Origin of the sequence: Streptomyces sp. NPDC059875 (genome assembly GCF_042731085.1) — a bacterium.
Lineage (GTDB): Bacteria > Actinomycetota > Actinomycetes > Streptomycetales > Streptomycetaceae > Streptomyces.
On the sequence record NZ_JBHWJZ010000038.1, the window covers coordinates 49221 to 63873 of the forward strand.

Consider the following 14653-nt stretch of genomic DNA (forward strand, 5'->3'; position numbering starts at 1 on the left):
GCCGCCCTCTAGGGTGCGGATCATGACCACTGTGCCGCCTCCCATCGCCGAACTGTCCGCGGACGAAGCCCGCCGGATCGCGCTGCGTGCCCAGGGATTCCTGGGCGCGCCCGACCGTCGGGCGGGGGTGCGGGGCGTCCTGCGTCACCTCGGGCAGGTGCAGCTGGACACGATCTCGGTCCTGGCCCGCTCGCACGAGCTGATCCCGTACGCACGCCTGGGCGCGGTGGGCCGTACGACGGTCGAGGACGCGTACTGGACCGACGGCCACGCCTTCGAGTACTGGTCGCACGCGGCCTGCATCCTGCCGGTCGAGGAGTGGCCGCTCTTCGCCTTCCGGCGCCGTGCCTACCGCTCCCGCCCGCAGTGGCACCACGACCTGCCGGACGGTGCGTACGACGCCGTGATCAAGCAGCTGCGGACCGAGGGCCCGCAGACCGCGACCGAGCTCGGCGGCGCGAAGAACAAGGGCGAGTGGTGGGACTGGTCCGAGTCGAAGATCGCCGTGGAGCGGGCGCTGATGTACGGCGAGGTGGTGTGCACCGAGCGGCGCGGCTGGAAGCGGGTCTACGACCTGGCCGAGCGGGCCATCCCGGACGCCCTGCTCCATGACGACCTGGACGACACCGAGTGCCTGCGGCGGCTGGTCCGACAGGCCGGCGAGGCGCTGGGCGTGGGCACGCGCACGGACATCGCCGACTATCACCGGCTCAAGGGCGAGGCGTTCGACGCGGTGGTCGAGGCCTCCGGGCTCGTGCCGGTGACGGTGGCGGGCTGGTCCAAGCCGGCCTGGGCCGACCCGGCGGCGCTGGCGACGGAGCCGCGCGGCCGGCACCGTACGACGCTGCTCTCCCCGTTCGACTCGCTGATCTGGGAGCGGCCGCGCACGGAGCGGATCTTCGGTTTCACACACCGCCTGGAGGCGTACGTGCCGAAGCAGAAGCGGGTGTACGGCTACTTCGCCATGCCGTTGCTGTCGGGCGGGAAGCTTCTGGGCCGTGTCGACCCGGCGCGCGAGGGCAGGACGCTGGTGGCCCGGCAGGTGTCGCTGGACTCCCCCAAGGCGGTCGCTCCGATGGCACAGGCGCTGCGCGAGGCGGCCGAGTGGGTGGGCTGCGACGCGGTACGGATCGAGCGCGCGGACCGCCCGGAGCTGATCGCCCCGCTGACGGCCGCGCTCACCTGATCTCGAGGATCTTTCCGGCTCAGCGGATCTCGAGGATCTTCTCCCTCATCGCGTAGACGACCGCCTCCATCCTGGAGTGCAGTTGCAGCTTCTCCAGGATGTTGCGGACGTGGTTCTTCACCGTGTTCTCGGAGATGAACAACTCCTTGGCGATGTCCCGGTTGTTCATCCCGGTCGCGACGAGCTTGAGGACTTCCAGCTCGCGGTCGGTCAGCCGGGGCGCCGGGACCAGCCGGCGCTCGTCCGTCCGCTGGATCATCGACTTGAACTCGGTGAGGAGCTTGGACGCCATCGAGGGGCTGATCTGCGACTGGCCGTCGGCCACCGCGCGAATCGCGGTGGCGACCTCGTCGGTGGAGATCTCCTTCAGGAGATACCCGGTCGCGCCCGCCTTGATCGCATCATAGAGATCGGCCTCCTCGTCGCTGATCGTCAGCATGATGATCTTCGCACTGGGGGCCACCTCCTTGATGGAGGTGCAGGCCTCGATACCGCCGCGCTTCGGCATCCGGACGTCCATCAGCACGATATCGGGCAGCAGGTCGGCGGCCTTGTCGACGGCCTCCGCCCCGTCTCCCGCCTCGCCGACGACCTGGATGTCCTCCTCCTGGGCGAGGACGATCTCGAGGCCTCGGCGGAAAAGGGCGTGGTCGTCCACCACGAGGACCCGGATCGGCTCCTTGCGGGACTCCCCGCTGTCCGAATCCGATCCCTCCGGGGTGGCCGCGCCATTGGGCTCTCGCCCGCTGTGCACCGGCCCGAAGCTGTCCGCCATCGTTCCTCCCCCTGAAGGCCGTGGCCTGAATTCGTGTTCGGTCCTCCAACCACTGCTCTCAAAGCAGCGGTTGGCGTGCACGCCATGATTTCATGCCCGGACGACGGCGCGGTGATCCCGTGGTCACCACGGGATCGCACGGGGGTGCCCCTGGGGGCGCAAGGGGCGCTCCAGGGGCACCGTGACGGACAGAGTGGGGTGTGGTGCTGCGGCTGCGGGTCAGCCGCCGAGGGCACCACCGGCGCCGCCGCCCTCGGCGAGCGGGTCGCTCTCCAGATGGATGACGCCGTAGTCGTACGCGTGCCGCCGGTAGACGACACTCGGCTGCTTGGTGTCGGAGTCGACGAACAGGTAGAAGTCGTGACCGACGAGCTCCATCTCGTAGAGCGCCTGGTCGAGGGTCATCGGGGCGGCGCTGTGGGTCTTCTCGCGGACCACCAGCGGGCCTTCGCCCTGCACTTCGATCGAGCCCATCATCGTGGTGGGCACCCCGCCGGACTCCTCGCTCACGAGCTCGCCGCTTCCGTTGAGCTGGGCGACGCCCGGCACCACATCGGCGACCTCGGCCGCCGACAGCCTGCCGTTGCCACGGCGGGTGTACCTCTTGTCGTGCTGCTTGCGCAGTCGCGCCTCGAGCTTGTCGCTGGCGAGGTCCAGCGCTGCGTACGGGTCGCCTGCCGCCGCTTCTGCCCGGATCACCGGGCCTCGGGAGTGGAGGGTGATCTCCACACGGTCGGACCTGTCGGCCTGCCGCGGGTTGTGCTCCTTGGACACCTCGACGTCGAGGCTGATCACCTTGCCGTCGAGCTTCTGGATTCTCTCCAGCTTCAGCTTCTCGGCCACGTGCTTGCGGAACCGCTCGGGCACCTCGGTCTTGCGGCCCTTGACGACGATGTCCACGCAGAACTCCGTTCCCGGATCGCTCAGAACGGCTCCTGGGCCGCTGAGCATCTCCCTTTGCACCAGACTCCGGTGAATGCCGGAGCCTCGGACTTGGCGACTTTCACCTCCTCCTCCCCAGCCGGCAAGATCCCCACCCCACCGACCCGAGGTTAATTCGCCCTGAACTCCTGTCCTGTAGGCGCACCCGTGCATTCGCTGAGGCGTAGCATTCGCCATTCCTCACAACCGAACATAGCTCGTTCGGACGGGTGTCGGCACCCGCTGCAGCCACATACCTCCGTTCGGGTGTTTTCACCTCTCACCACCTGCAACGATGCAAGATCTCCATCAGTTCCGGTTTATCTCGAACGACGACGGAGAACATGCGACTACCGCCGCCGCGGGCCGTACGAATCCGCTTTCCGCCGCGCCGTTTTGCGCCGTGCCCGCGCTCCGCCCTCGAATGAACGGCAGGTGTACGGCACTCAGTGCCCGCGCCGCCTCCGTCAACGAGGCACCCGTGGTCATCAGATCGTCCACGAGCACCACCCGCCCGCCCTCCATGAGCCGTGCGCCGCCGGCCACGACCTCCAACGCCCCGGCCAGATTGGCGAACCGCCCACGGGCACCGAGCCCCGACTGGTCCGCCACGGGCCGGCGCTGGCGCAGCACCGGAATCACCCGGGCGGCCCGCCCCCGACCGCGCAGCCGGCCCGCCGCGGCCAGCGCGATGCGCCGGGTCGGATCGTGGCCACGCGCCCGCACCGAGCGACATGACGAGGGCACCGGTACCAGGAGAAGGGGGCCGGCCTCCGAGGCGTCACAGCGCCCTGCAGCAGCCTCCACGGCGTCGGCGAGGGCGAACCCCAGGGGTCCGGCGAGGGACAGCGCGCCGCGCTCCTTGTGGGCCAGGAGCACGGACCGTACGGCGTCGGCATAGGGCGCAGTGGCATGGACGACCGGCAGTCCGGCCGGCTCGGGAACGGGCCGTACCCGGCGAGGGCCGGGGCCTGCCAGCTCCTCCCGGCACCGCGGGCACAGCTCCGTACGGGGCCTGCCGCAGCCTCCGCAGGCGACCGGCAGCACCAGTCCGGCGATCTCGCGCAACCACCCCCGCATGGCTCCACTGTCCTCCTGCCGGTCCCCTCCGGCCACCCCTGTGGACAAAGAGGCTGCGGGGGCTGGCCGGCGCCGGTGGGACGGCGCTGGGCCGGGCGGGTGACCGGCCGGCGGTACGTCGGCGGCTACCCCGGATAGACCGGTGCGGAGCCCGCGACCTTGATCATCCGCTGCCAGTTCGCGCCCGGCATCAGCCGCACGATGCCGTCGTTGCCCGAGTCGGCGACCACCGGAGCGCGCTCGTCGTTCGGCGCGGCGACCGCCGTCACCCCGTTCAGGCCCGGCAGCACCGAGGCCGTAGAGGTCGCACCGTCCGTCTGGATGTAGCGGACCTGCTGGACCCCGCCCGCCTCCTTGCCGACCACGACCAGCCGGCTCGGACCGGCCCAGGACACGGCGGTGACGGCCTCCATCCGCGGCGCCACGGGCTGCAGATCCGCCACCGACACGGTCTGCTGCGTCCCGCCGCCCTCGCGCTCCACCCGGCCGATCTTCAGGGTGGTGCGGCCGTCCTTCTCCTTCAGCAGCAGCGCGATCCGTACACCGTCCGCGGAGACCCGCAGCGACTCGACCCGCGCCCCGTCCGCGAGCCAGGGGGCCCGGACCTCGACGGGCTCCCCGTCACCGCCCGGGACGACCCACAGGCGCGGCTTCACCGGGTCGCGGTCCGCCACCCACAGATCGCCCCGCCCGTCCCAGCTCGGCGCGGACAACCGGTCCTCGGGCCGCACCGCACCGCTCGACACCAGCGCGGGGGGCAGCTCGTCATCGGAGAGGATCGACGCGACGCGCAGCTCCCGCCCGTCCTTGCCGACCCCGGCCGCCCGGCTCTCCTCACGGTCCACCGCGACCGACCGCAGCGGCATCACGCCCTTGCCGAACGGCCCCAGCGTCGCGTCCGCCTCCGCGTCCTCCTTGCCGCCGACCGGCAGCGTCTTCAACAGGCCGTGCTCGTCGACGAAGAACGGGTTCTCCGCCCTGCCCGAATCGTGCACCGGGGCGAACTCCTCCGCCTGCGCCTTGGACAGCACGCACAGCCGCCCGCCGTCGGCACGCTGCAGCTCCACCTGCTCGACCCGTACGGACGTCAGATCGCCGAGCGTGAACAGCAACTGAGCCGCCATCCGCCGGCACACCTCGCCGCCCACCCGGTCCGCCTTGGCGTTGAGCGGCACCTTCAGCGTGGACTGGTCGTCCGTCGCGAGCGTGGTGACGCCCTCCTTCAGCGCCGTACCGGAGGGGAAACGCGAATCCACGGCCGGCTTAAGCCAGTTCGTGGGCCCCTCAAGCAGCGCCTTCACGGTCTGGGTCACCGGATCCATCCGGGTCACCGGGTCCTGCCGCTGCCGGATGTAGACCGGGTCGGCGACGACCCAGTCCTCCCCCGAGGCGAAGTAGTACTTGTTGACGGAGCGGTAGTTGCGCTGGAAGTCGGCCTCACTGAGCACCAGCCCCGACGGCAGGTGGTCGATGCGCCACTCCTTGCCCTTGCCGTCGGCGGTGGGCTGCTGCACCACGTGGATGAAGTCCTTGTACTCGGCAGGGCTCATCGGCTGGTACGCGTGCCGGGCGTCCACCGTGGCGATCTGCCGGCCGCGGATCGGATACGTCCGCCCCTGGCTCTCCGGGTCCGCGAGCCGGTCGGCCTGCTCACGGTCGGGCGCCGTGGTGAGCACGGTGATGCTCTGCGCGGGCTTCCAGGAGCGCGCGGCGTCCTTGGTCAGATACTTCCGGGCCGTGGCGAAACCGGGGTCGTCACTGGTCATGGCCTCCAGGAAGCCGTCGACGATCTCGTCGGGCTCCGCGTTCTCCCGCGGCTGCACGGCGTACACCCGGACCTGCGAGTCGCCCGGGTTGGACGCCTTCACACTCCGTACGTCCCCGCTGTCGGGCATCGTCGCGCAACCGGTCACCAGCAGACCACCGCCGGCGAGCAGCACACCTGCCCGCACGACACCGGACGACCGCAGTCCTCGGGCGTCAGCGCTCACCTGTTCCGTCCTCCCCCTCGGCGTTCGCCGACGCCATCGCCTCACCGCTGTCGGCCTCGGCCGCCGTCCGCGCGACCACCCGCGCACCACTGCCCGGCAGGGCCGTCGGATCCGCCATGGCCCGCGGCACCACGGGCATCCGCGGCGGTACGGACAGGGCCGGACGGTCCCCCACGGGCTGCACCGGCAGCGTCACCCGGCGTGTGCCGTTCTCCGACTCCCGCGGCCCGGCGGCCGCCTGCTCACGATTACGCCGTGAGTCCTCCGGCTCCAGCGGGATCGGGGACCCGCGCAACGGCTCGTCCGCCGTCCGCGGCAGGGTCAGCCGGAACTGCGAGCCACCGCCGGGCTCGCCCCACGCCTGGAGCCAGCCTCCGTGCAGCCGCGCGTCCTCCACCGCGATCGACAGGCCCAGGCCCGTACCGCCGGTGGTACGCGCGCGTGCCGGGTCCGCCCGCCAGAACCGGTTGAAGACCCGGGTCGCCTCGCCCGGCTTGAGGCCCACGCCGTAGTCCCGCACCGCGACCGCGACCGCGCCGCCCGCGGCGGCCAGCCGGACGATGACGTCCTTGCCCTCGCCGTGCTCGACGGCGTTGACGACGAGGTTGCGCAGCACCCGCTCGACCCGGCGGGCGTCCGCCTCGGCCACGACCGGCTGCTCGTCGCCGACGACCACGATCCGGCCGCCCTTGCGCTCGGCGAGCGGCTCGGCACCGCCGATCACCCGCCGGACGACCTGGCGCAGGTCTATCGGCTCGGCCTCCAGCGCCGCGGCGCCCGCGTCGAACCGGCTGATCTCCAGCAGATCGGCGAGCAGCGACTCGAAGCGGTCGAGCTGATCGCCGAGCAGCTCGGCGGAGCGCGCCGTGACGGGGTCGAAGTCGACCCGGGCCTCGTGGATGACGTCCGCCGCCATCCGTACCGTCGTCAGCGGGGTACGCAGCTCGTGCGACACGTCCGAGACGAAGCGCCGCTGCATCCGTGAGAGCTCCTCCAGCTGCTGGATCTTCAGCTGGAGGCTCTGCGCCATCTTGTTGAAGGCCTCACCGAGCCGGGCGATGTCGTCCTCGCCGGTGACCTTCATCCGTTCCTGGAGGCGGCCCGCCGAGAGCCGCTCGGCGATGCCCGCCGCCATCCGCACGGGCGTGACGATCTGGCGCACCACCAGCCAGGCGATGGCACCGAGCAGCACGACCACGAACAGCCCGGCGGTCGCCAGCGTGCCCTTCACCAGGGCGAGGGAGTCCTCCTCGTGCGTCAGCGGGAAGAGGTAGTACAGCTCGTACTGGGTGCCCTCGGCGTCGTTGAGCCGCTTGCCGACGACGAGCCCCGCCTCGGAGTCCTTGCCGTTGGTGTAGTGGATCCGGGTGTACGTCTGGAAGGTGCCCGCGCCCTGGGCCACGGAGTGCCGCAGGTCGTCGGGGATGCTCGTGGCCGGGTCGACCTCGCCGGAGGCGCGGGCGCCACGGCTCGCGGGCCCGTCCGAGTCCTCCAGGGACAGGGCGACCACGTTGTACGCGCTCTGGCCACCACTGGCGAGCTGCTCGACCAGCGTGGAACGCCAGGTCAGCGAGGCACCGGCGCGGCCGCCGTCCTGCCCGCCGGGCACATAGGGGGTCGTCGCCGCCTTGTCCTGGGCAGCCGAGAAACCGCCGGCGGCCTGGCTCTGGGCGGCCTGCTCCTTGGCGTCGCGCAGACCGTTGCGGACCTGGCCTATGACGACCAGGCCGAGCAGCAGCACCACGCCGAGCGACATGAGCAGGGTGCCCGCGACGACCCGCAGCTGGATGTTGCGCCGCCACAGCCGTACGGCGGGCAGCAGCGGACGACGCACCCAGCGTGCGAAGAGCCGGAGCACCGGTCCACCCGGCGCCCCGTCCTGGAGCAGACGTCCGCCATGGAACAGGCGGCCGAATCGCGAGCCCCCCCGCCTCGGTCCGGCAGCCCGCCCCGACCGGACTCCCGGGTCCCCGGGCTTCGGAGCAGTACTGCCTACGCTCATATCAGCTCGGCCCCGCCTTGTACCCGACACCGCGCACGGTCACCACGATCTCCGGGCGCTCGGGATCCTTCTCGACCTTCGAGCGCAGTCGCTGGACGTGCACGTTCACCAGCCGGGTGTCGGCGGCATGCCGGTAGCCCCAGACCTGCTCCAGCAGGACCTCACGGGTGAACACCTGCCACGGCTTACGGGCCAGCGCGACGAGCAGGTCGAACTCGAGCGGCGTCAGGGCGATGGACTGCCCGTCCCGCTTCACCGAGTGACCGGCCACGTCGATGACCAGATCGCCGATGGCGAGCTGCTCCGGCGCGGGCTCCTCCGACCTCCGCAGCCGCGCCCGGATACGGGCGACGAGCTCCTTCGGCTTGAACGGCTTGACGATGTAGTCGTCGGCCCCGGACTCGAGCCCCACCACCACGTCGACGGTGTCGCTCTTGGCCGTCAGCATGACGATGGGTACACCGGACTCGGCCCTGATGAGCCGGCACACCTCGATGCCGTCCCTACCGGGCAGCATGAGGTCCAGCAGCACCAGGTCCGGCTTGGCCTCACGGAATGCGGCGAGCGCCTTATCACCGTCCGCTACGAACGACGGCTCGAACCCTTCACCCCGCAGCACAATCCCGAGCATCTCGGCCAGTGCGGTGTCGTCGTCGACGACAAGAACGCGTCCCTTCATATCGACATCATCCCATTTCCGTATCAGTCTCAAGGCGACTGGTGAGATACCTCACTGACCAGCGGCGACGTCTGTGATCGTCCACCGTTGGCCGCTCCTGTCCGTGGGTGCTGATGTCAGACATGGATGTCACCCCCGTAGCCCCCGTCGGCCGTCCTGAACCGTACCCTGACCCGCCTCGCCCGGCCCATGGAGCGGCCCCGGCCATTTCGCGGGGCTCCGCCCCTTGGCAGCGACCGGCACGAAGACTCGACCGACGTGGTCTCCAACGTCCCAGTCTGCCCCCTGAACGCCCGTATCGAAGGCGAGAATGGAGGCAGCGACCCCCGCCCAACGGCGGGCCCCTCGTGGCACGATGGCTCACGGCCCGCCGCCCGCACAGGAGAGCGGCCCTTGTGACCGTGCCGGCTCGCCGAGCCGGCCCCGCGACCATTCCTCGAGGTGGACGACCGTGAACGACACTCCGGGCTGGACCTCGCCCGGATCTGCTCCCTCCGACGGCCAGGACGGTTCCGGGGTTCCCCGGCCCGCGACGCCCGGTGACGCGAACGGCTCCGCCCCCCAGTGGTCCAAGGACCAGCCGCCCGCCGGACAGTGGTCCCCGCCGACGGCCCCCGTCCCCGGCCAGGCCCCCGCACCTCAGCCCGGCCAGGGCTGGGGCGGTCCTCCGCAGCACGGAAACTGGGGCAAGCCGCCGGCCGCCAAGCCCGGTGTGATCCCGCTGCGCCCCCTGGGCATGGGCGAGATCCTCGACGGCGCCGTGTCGACGATGCGTACCTACTGGCGCACGGTCCTGGCGATCACGGTCACCGTCTCCGTGATCTCGCAGGTCGCCGACATCCTCGCCCAGCGCTTCCTGGTCCCGACGCCGCCCGCGCTCGACCCGGACGCCTCTCCGGACGAGGCCCTGGCGCAGCTCGGCGAGTCCATGCAGGCGACGCTGATCGGCTCGATCCCCGCGATCCTCATCATGCTGATGGCCACCCTGGTGAGCGCCGCACTCCTCACCGTGGTCATCAGCCGCGCGGTCCTGGGCCGCCCGGTCTCGATCGGTGCCGCCTGGCAGGAGTCCCGGCCCCGGCTGCTCGGGCTCCTCGGGCTGACGCTGCTGCTGCCTGCGATGAGCGCGGCCATCGTGTTCGTCGCCATGCTGCCCGGAATCCTCCTCGGCGACGAGGCCGGCGGCGCGCTCGCCGTCCTCGGTGCTCTGGCCGGCCTGGTCGTCGTCGTCTGGCTGATGGTCCGCTTCAGTCTGTCCTCGTCGGCCCTGATGCTGGAGCGACAGGGCGTCCTCCAGTCGATGAAGCGCTCGGCCAAGCTCGTCCAGGGCTCCTGGTGGCGCATCTTCGGCATCACGCTGCTGACACAGCTGCTGCTCCTCCTCGTGGCGATGATCATCGCGGTCCCGTTCGCGATCGTCGCCTTCGCCGTCGACGGCGAAGGCTTCAGCGGCCTGGTCTCCGGCTCCACCCCCGAGTTCGGCTGGTCGTTCCTGATCATCACCGGCATCGGCGGTGTCATCACCAGCGCGATCACCTACCCGATCTCCGCCGGCGTCACCGTCCTCCTCTACGTGGACCAGCGCATCCGCCGCGAGGCCCTGGACCTCGAACTCGCCCGGGCCGCCGGCCTCCCCGGCTACGGCCCCGCACCCGGCGACCGGGCCACCGGGAGCTGACGGGGTGCAGACCACGGGGGGCACGATCACGGCGCGGCTGCCGATCCGGTACGCCGACGACGTACCGGTGGACATCCCCCGCGTCCCCGCCCAGGAGGCGGCGGAGCGGGAACTGTCCAAGCCGATGTACCACGAGAACGACCCCAGCCTGCTCGAACGCGGCCTCGACCGCTTCTGGGAGTGGGTCGGCAGCCTCTTCGCCACGGCCTCCGGGGCAACCCCCGGCGGCCTGCTCGGACTTCTCGTGATCGTCGTGGTCGTGCTCGCCCTGGTCGGCGCGCTCTGGTGGCGGCTCGGCACTCCGCAGCGAACCCCCACCACAGGGGACTCACTGTTCGACGACGGCCCCCGCACCGCCGACGAGCACCGGGCCGCCGCCGCCCGACACGCCGCCGCCGGCCGCTGGAACCAGGCCGTCCAGGAGCGGATGCGGGCGATCGTCCGCTCCCTGGAGGAGCGCACCCTCCTCGACCCGCGCCCCGGCCGCACCGCCGACGAGGCCGCCGCCGAGGCGGGCCGTTCCCTGCCCTCCCACACGGACGAACTCCGCGCCGCCGCCCGCTCCTTCGACGACGTCACATACGGTGGCCGCACCGCCGACGAGCCCGCGTACCGCCGCATCGAGGAGCTGGACGCCTCCCTGGAGCGGACCAGGCCCACCCTCGACACCGCCGCCGCGGGGGCACCCGAATGAGCCGAACGCGCACCAGCACCACCTCGGCCTCTCTCACCCCCCGTCAGATCTGGACCCGGGCCCGCGGGGCGCTCCTCGTCCTCGCCCTGATCCTCATCGGCGGCATCGTCCTGGCGACCGTGCGCTCCGCCGACCACCACGGCCGCCTCGACCCCCGCTCCGCCGACCCCAACGGCAGCCGGGCCGTCGCCGAGATCCTCAAGGCCCAGGGCGTCACCGTCCAGGTGGTCACCACCCTCGACGAGATCACCGCCGCCACCGGAGCCGACAGCACACTCCTGGTCGCCACCCCGGATCTGCTGACGAACCACCAGCAGTCCACGCTGCACCAGGTCATGACGGCGTCCCAGAGCCGCACCGTCCTCGTCGGCGCGGGCAGCCCGTCCGTCGGCACCCTGGCCCCCGGCGTCACCACCAGCACCAGCACCTCGGTGAAGGCCCGTGAGCCCCACTGCTCCCTGCCCGCCGCCGCCCGCGCCGGCAGCGTCGACATCGGCGGCGAGCGGTACGCCACCGGAATCGGCACGGCCGACAGCTGTTACCCCAGCGACGGGCAGCCGCACCTGCTCAGGGTCCCAAACTCCGGCGGCGGCGACACGGTGCTCCTCGGCTCCGCCGACATCCTCTACAACGAGCGACTCGACAAGCAGGGCAACGCCTCCCTCGCCCTGCAACTCCTCGGCTCCCGCGCTCATCTCGTCTGGTACCTCCCCTCCCTCTCCGATGCTTCCCTCGCCGAGGGCGCCCCCGAGGGCCAGTCCTCCGACGTCACCGACAGCTTCCTCTCGCTCATCCCCTCGGGCTGGCTCTGGGGCACCCTCCAACTCGCCCTCGCCGCCCTACTCGCCGCCGTCTGGCGAGCCCGGCGCCTCGGCCCTCTCGTGACCGAACGTCTCCCGGTCGCCATCCGCGCCTCCGAGGCCACCGAGGGACGCGCCCGCCTCTACCGCCGGGGGAACGCCCGCGACCGCGCCGCCGCCGTGCTGCGCACCGCGACCCGCACCCGGATCGCCCCCCTCCTCGGCGTTGCCTCCCAGGACGCCCACTCCCCCGAGATCCTGCTCCCCGCGCTCTCGGCCCGACTCTCCGAGACGGCCGCAGACCCACGGGACCTGCTCTTCGGCCCGGCTCCCGCCGACGACGCCGCCCTGATCCGCCTGGCAGACCAACTCGACGCCCTCGAAAGAGAGGTACGCACCTCATGAGCGCCCCGACCCCCGAGACCGCTACGAACTCGGACAGCGCCCGCGCCTCCCTGGAGGCCCTGCGCACCGAGATCGCGAAGGCGGTGGTCGGCCAGGACCCCGCCGTCACCGGACTCGTCGTCGCCCTGCTCTGCCGGGGCCACGTCCTCCTCGAAGGCGTCCCCGGCGTCGCCAAGACGCTGCTCGTCCGCGCGCTCGCCGCCACCCTCGAACTCGACACCAAGCGCGTCCAGTTCACCCCCGACCTGATGCCGAGCGACGTCACCGGCTCACTGGTCTACGACGCCCGTACCGCTGAGTTCTCCTTCCAGCCCGGTCCTGTCTTCACCAACCTGCTGATCGCCGACGAGATCAACCGCACCCCTCCCAAGACCCAGTCCTCGCTCCTGGAGGCCATGGAGGAGCGCCAGGTCACCGTCGACGGCACCCCCCGCCCGCTCCCCGACCCGTTCCTGGTCGCCGCGACCCAGAACCCGGTCGAGTACGAGGGCACCTACCCGCTCCCCGAGGCCCAGCTCGACCGGTTCCTGCTGAAGCTGACCGTCCCGCTGCCCTCGCGCGAGGACGAGATCAACGTCCTGACCCGGCATGCGAACGGCTTCAACCCCCGCGACCTCCAGGCCGCCGGAGTCCGTCCGGTCGCCGGCCCCGCCGAACTCGAGGCCGCCCGCGAGGCCGTCGCCAAGACCTCGGTGTCCCCCGAGATCGCCGGCTATGTCGTCGATATCTGTCGTGCCACGCGTGAATCCCCCTCACTCACCCTCGGTGTCTCCCCCCGAGGTGCCACCGCCCTGCTCTCCACCGCCCGCGCCTGGGCCTGGCTCACCGGCCGGGACTATGTCACCCCGGACGATGTGAAGGCCCTGGCCCTGCCCACCCTGCGTCACCGCATCCAGCTGCGGCCCGAGGCCGAGATGGAAGGAGTCACCGCCGACTCCGTCATCAACTCGATCCTCGCCCACGTCCCCGTACCCCGCTGAGAACGGCGCCCCATGGCCCTCACCGGACGAACCGCACTGCTCGCCGCCCTCGGATCGCTGCCCGTGGGCATCCTCGCCCCCACTTGGACGGGGATGCTCGCGGTGAACGCGCCCCTCTCACTCGCAATTCTGTGCGACTACGCGATGGCCGCGCCAGTGCGAACGCTGCAGTTCACCCGAAGCGGTGACACAACAGTTCGACTGGGTGACGCGGCGGACGTTCAGCTCACCGTCACCAACACCTCCCGACGACGCCTGCGCGCCCAACTCCGCGACGCCTGGCCGCCGAGCAGCTGGCTCCCCGGCACCGACCAGGCCGCCTCCCGGCACAAGCTCACCGTGCCCGCCGGCGAACGCCGCCGGATCACCACGGCCCTGCGCCCCACCCGCCGCGGCGACCGCCACGCGGAGCGCGTCACCGTCCGCTCCTACGGCCCCCTCGGCCTGGCCGCCCGACAGGGCAACCACGACGTCCCGTGGACCGTCCGCGTGCTGCCGCCGTTCACCAGCCGCAAACACCTGCCCTCACGACTGGCCCGCCTCCGCGAACTCGACGGCCGCACCAGCGTCCTCACCCGCGGCGAAGGCACGGAATTCGACAGCCTCCGCGAGTACGTCCCCGGTGACGACACCCGCTCCATCGACTGGCGGGCAACGGCCCGCCAGACCACCGTTGCCGTCCGCACCTGGCGCCCGGAGCGCGACCGCCACATCCTGATCGTGCTCGACACCGGCCGTACGTCCGCGGGCCGCGTCGGAGACGTCCCCCGCCTCGACGCCGCGATGGACGCCGCACTGCTCCTCACCGCGCTCGCCTCCCGAGCCGGCGACCGCGTCGGCCTCCTGGCCTACGACCGCCGCCTGCGCGCCCAGGTCCAAGGCCGCTCGGCCGCCGACGTCCTGCCCGCAGTGGTCAACGCCCTCGCCCCGCTCGAGCCCGAGCTCGTGGAGACGGACGCCCGCTCCCTGGCCGCCACGGCACTGGCCCGGGCCCCGCGCCGCTCGCTCCTCGTCCTGCTCACCAGCCTCGACGCGGCCCCGATCGAGGAGGGCCTTCTCCCGGTCCTCCCTCAGCTCACCCAGCGCCACACGGTCCTCGTGGCCTCCGTCGCCGATCCGCACACGGCCCACATGGCAGCGAACCGCGGCACGATCGACGGCGTCTACGAGGCCGCCGCGGCCACCCAGGCCCAGGCCCAGCGCCACCGCACGGCTGACCAACTCCGCCGCCACGGCGTCACGGTCGTGGACGCCACCCCTGACAATCTCGCGCCCGCACTGGCGGACGCCTACCTCGCACTCAAGGCGGCCGGCCGCCTCTGAAAACACCAGTGGGGCTCCCGGAAGGGAGCCCCACAGTTCGGTACTGATCCAGAACGCAGAAAAGCCCCGCACCAGAAGGTGCGGGGCTTTCCCACAATGATTGTTCGGCGGCGTCCTACTCTCCCACAGGGTCCCCCCT

At 71.7% G+C, this 14653-nt stretch carries 12 protein-coding genes; 6 read left to right on the top strand and 6 right to left on the bottom strand.

The features are described from left to right. Positions 1-22: 22 nt before the first annotated feature. Positions 23-1186, top strand: a complete 1164-nt coding sequence (locus ACFV9D_RS32940) for a winged helix-turn-helix domain-containing protein (protein WP_385154512.1) — start codon at positions 23-25, stop codon at positions 1184-1186. 19 nt (positions 1187-1205) lie between these two features. Here ACFV9D_RS32940 and ACFV9D_RS32945 read toward each other — a convergent pair whose 3' ends face one another. The 6 genes from ACFV9D_RS32945 to mtrA form a co-directional block, all read right to left on the bottom strand. Continuing rightward, positions 1206-1961 (bottom strand): response regulator, encoded by a 756-nt coding sequence (locus tag ACFV9D_RS32945; RefSeq protein ID WP_385154515.1) that lies wholly within the window; start codon positions 1959-1961, stop codon positions 1206-1208. A gap of 219 nt (positions 1962-2180) precedes the next feature. Further along, positions 2181-2861 (bottom strand): ribosome hibernation-promoting factor, HPF/YfiA family, encoded by a 681-nt coding sequence (gene hpf, locus ACFV9D_RS32950; RefSeq protein ID WP_385154518.1) that lies wholly within the window; start codon positions 2859-2861, stop codon positions 2181-2183. A 330-nt stretch (positions 2862-3191) separates the two neighbouring features. Continuing rightward, positions 3192-3962 (bottom strand): ComF family protein, encoded by a 771-nt coding sequence (locus tag ACFV9D_RS32955; protein WP_385154521.1) that lies wholly within the window; start codon positions 3960-3962, stop codon positions 3192-3194. A 125-nt stretch (positions 3963-4087) separates the two neighbouring features. Next, positions 4088-5953, bottom strand: a complete 1866-nt coding sequence (locus ACFV9D_RS32960) for an LpqB family beta-propeller domain-containing protein (protein ID WP_385154524.1) — start codon at positions 5951-5953, stop codon at positions 4088-4090. Then, the gene (gene mtrB / locus ACFV9D_RS32965) at positions 5943-7955 is read right to left on the bottom strand and encodes an MtrAB system histidine kinase MtrB (RefSeq protein WP_385154527.1); all 2013 of its coding nucleotides are present in this window, start codon (positions 7953-7955) and stop codon (positions 5943-5945) included. The genes ACFV9D_RS32960 and mtrB overlap by 11 nt, the downstream gene beginning before the upstream one ends. A gap of 1 nt (position 7956) precedes the next feature. Then, a complete protein-coding gene (gene mtrA, locus ACFV9D_RS32970; RefSeq protein WP_009333493.1) occupies positions 7957-8634 on the bottom strand; it encodes a two-component system response regulator MtrA in 678 nt (225 codons plus the stop codon). Positions 8635-9085: 451 nt separating this feature from the next. Here mtrA and ACFV9D_RS32975 point away from each other — a divergent pair, with 451 nt between their 5' ends. The 5 genes from ACFV9D_RS32975 to ACFV9D_RS32995 are packed head-to-tail and all read left to right on the top strand — an operon-like array spanning position 9086 to position 14514. After that, the gene (locus tag ACFV9D_RS32975) at positions 9086-10312 is read left to right on the top strand and encodes a hypothetical protein (protein ID WP_385154532.1); all 1227 of its coding nucleotides are present in this window, start codon (positions 9086-9088) and stop codon (positions 10310-10312) included. A 4-nt stretch (positions 10313-10316) separates the two neighbouring features. Then, positions 10317-11006: a DUF4129 domain-containing protein gene (locus tag ACFV9D_RS32980; protein WP_385154535.1), complete on the top strand. Its 690-nt coding sequence runs from the start codon at positions 10317-10319 to the stop codon at positions 11004-11006. Continuing rightward, positions 11003-12211 (top strand): DUF4350 domain-containing protein, encoded by a 1209-nt coding sequence (locus ACFV9D_RS32985; protein WP_385154538.1) that lies wholly within the window; start codon positions 11003-11005, stop codon positions 12209-12211. Before ACFV9D_RS32980 ends, ACFV9D_RS32985 begins: the two co-directional genes overlap by 4 nt. After that, the gene (locus ACFV9D_RS32990; RefSeq protein WP_385154541.1) at positions 12208-13191 is read left to right on the top strand and encodes an AAA family ATPase; all 984 of its coding nucleotides are present in this window, start codon (positions 12208-12210) and stop codon (positions 13189-13191) included. Before ACFV9D_RS32985 ends, ACFV9D_RS32990 begins: the two co-directional genes overlap by 4 nt. A 12-nt stretch (positions 13192-13203) precedes the next feature. Further along, the gene (locus tag ACFV9D_RS32995; protein ID WP_385154544.1) at positions 13204-14514 is read left to right on the top strand and encodes a DUF58 domain-containing protein; all 1311 of its coding nucleotides are present in this window, start codon (positions 13204-13206) and stop codon (positions 14512-14514) included. The last annotated feature ends 139 nt before the right edge of the window (positions 14515-14653 follow it).

Excerpts from the sequence above, each read along its gene's own strand:
- ACFV9D_RS32995 (WP_385154544.1), top strand. The coding sequence starts at position 13,204 with ATGGCCCTCACCGGACGAACCGCACTGCTCGCCGCCCTCGGATCGCTG.
- ACFV9D_RS32945 (WP_385154515.1), bottom strand. The coding sequence starts at position 1,961 with ATGGCGGACAGCTTCGGGCCGGTGCACAGCGGGCGAGAGCCCAATGGC.
- mtrA (WP_009333493.1), bottom strand. The coding sequence starts at position 8,634 with ATGAAGGGACGCGTTCTTGTCGTCGACGACGACACCGCACTGGCCGAG.
- ACFV9D_RS32990 (WP_385154541.1), top strand. The coding sequence starts at position 12,208 with ATGAGCGCCCCGACCCCCGAGACCGCTACGAACTCGGACAGCGCCCGC.
- ACFV9D_RS32985 (WP_385154538.1), top strand. The coding sequence starts at position 11,003 with ATGAGCCGAACGCGCACCAGCACCACCTCGGCCTCTCTCACCCCCCGT.
- mtrB (WP_385154527.1), bottom strand. The coding sequence starts at position 7,955 with ATGAGCGTAGGCAGTACTGCTCCGAAGCCCGGGGACCCGGGAGTCCGG.
- ACFV9D_RS32940 (WP_385154512.1), top strand. The coding sequence starts at position 23 with ATGACCACTGTGCCGCCTCCCATCGCCGAACTGTCCGCGGACGAAGCC.
- ACFV9D_RS32955 (WP_385154521.1), bottom strand. The coding sequence starts at position 3,962 with ATGCGGGGGTGGTTGCGCGAGATCGCCGGACTGGTGCTGCCGGTCGCC.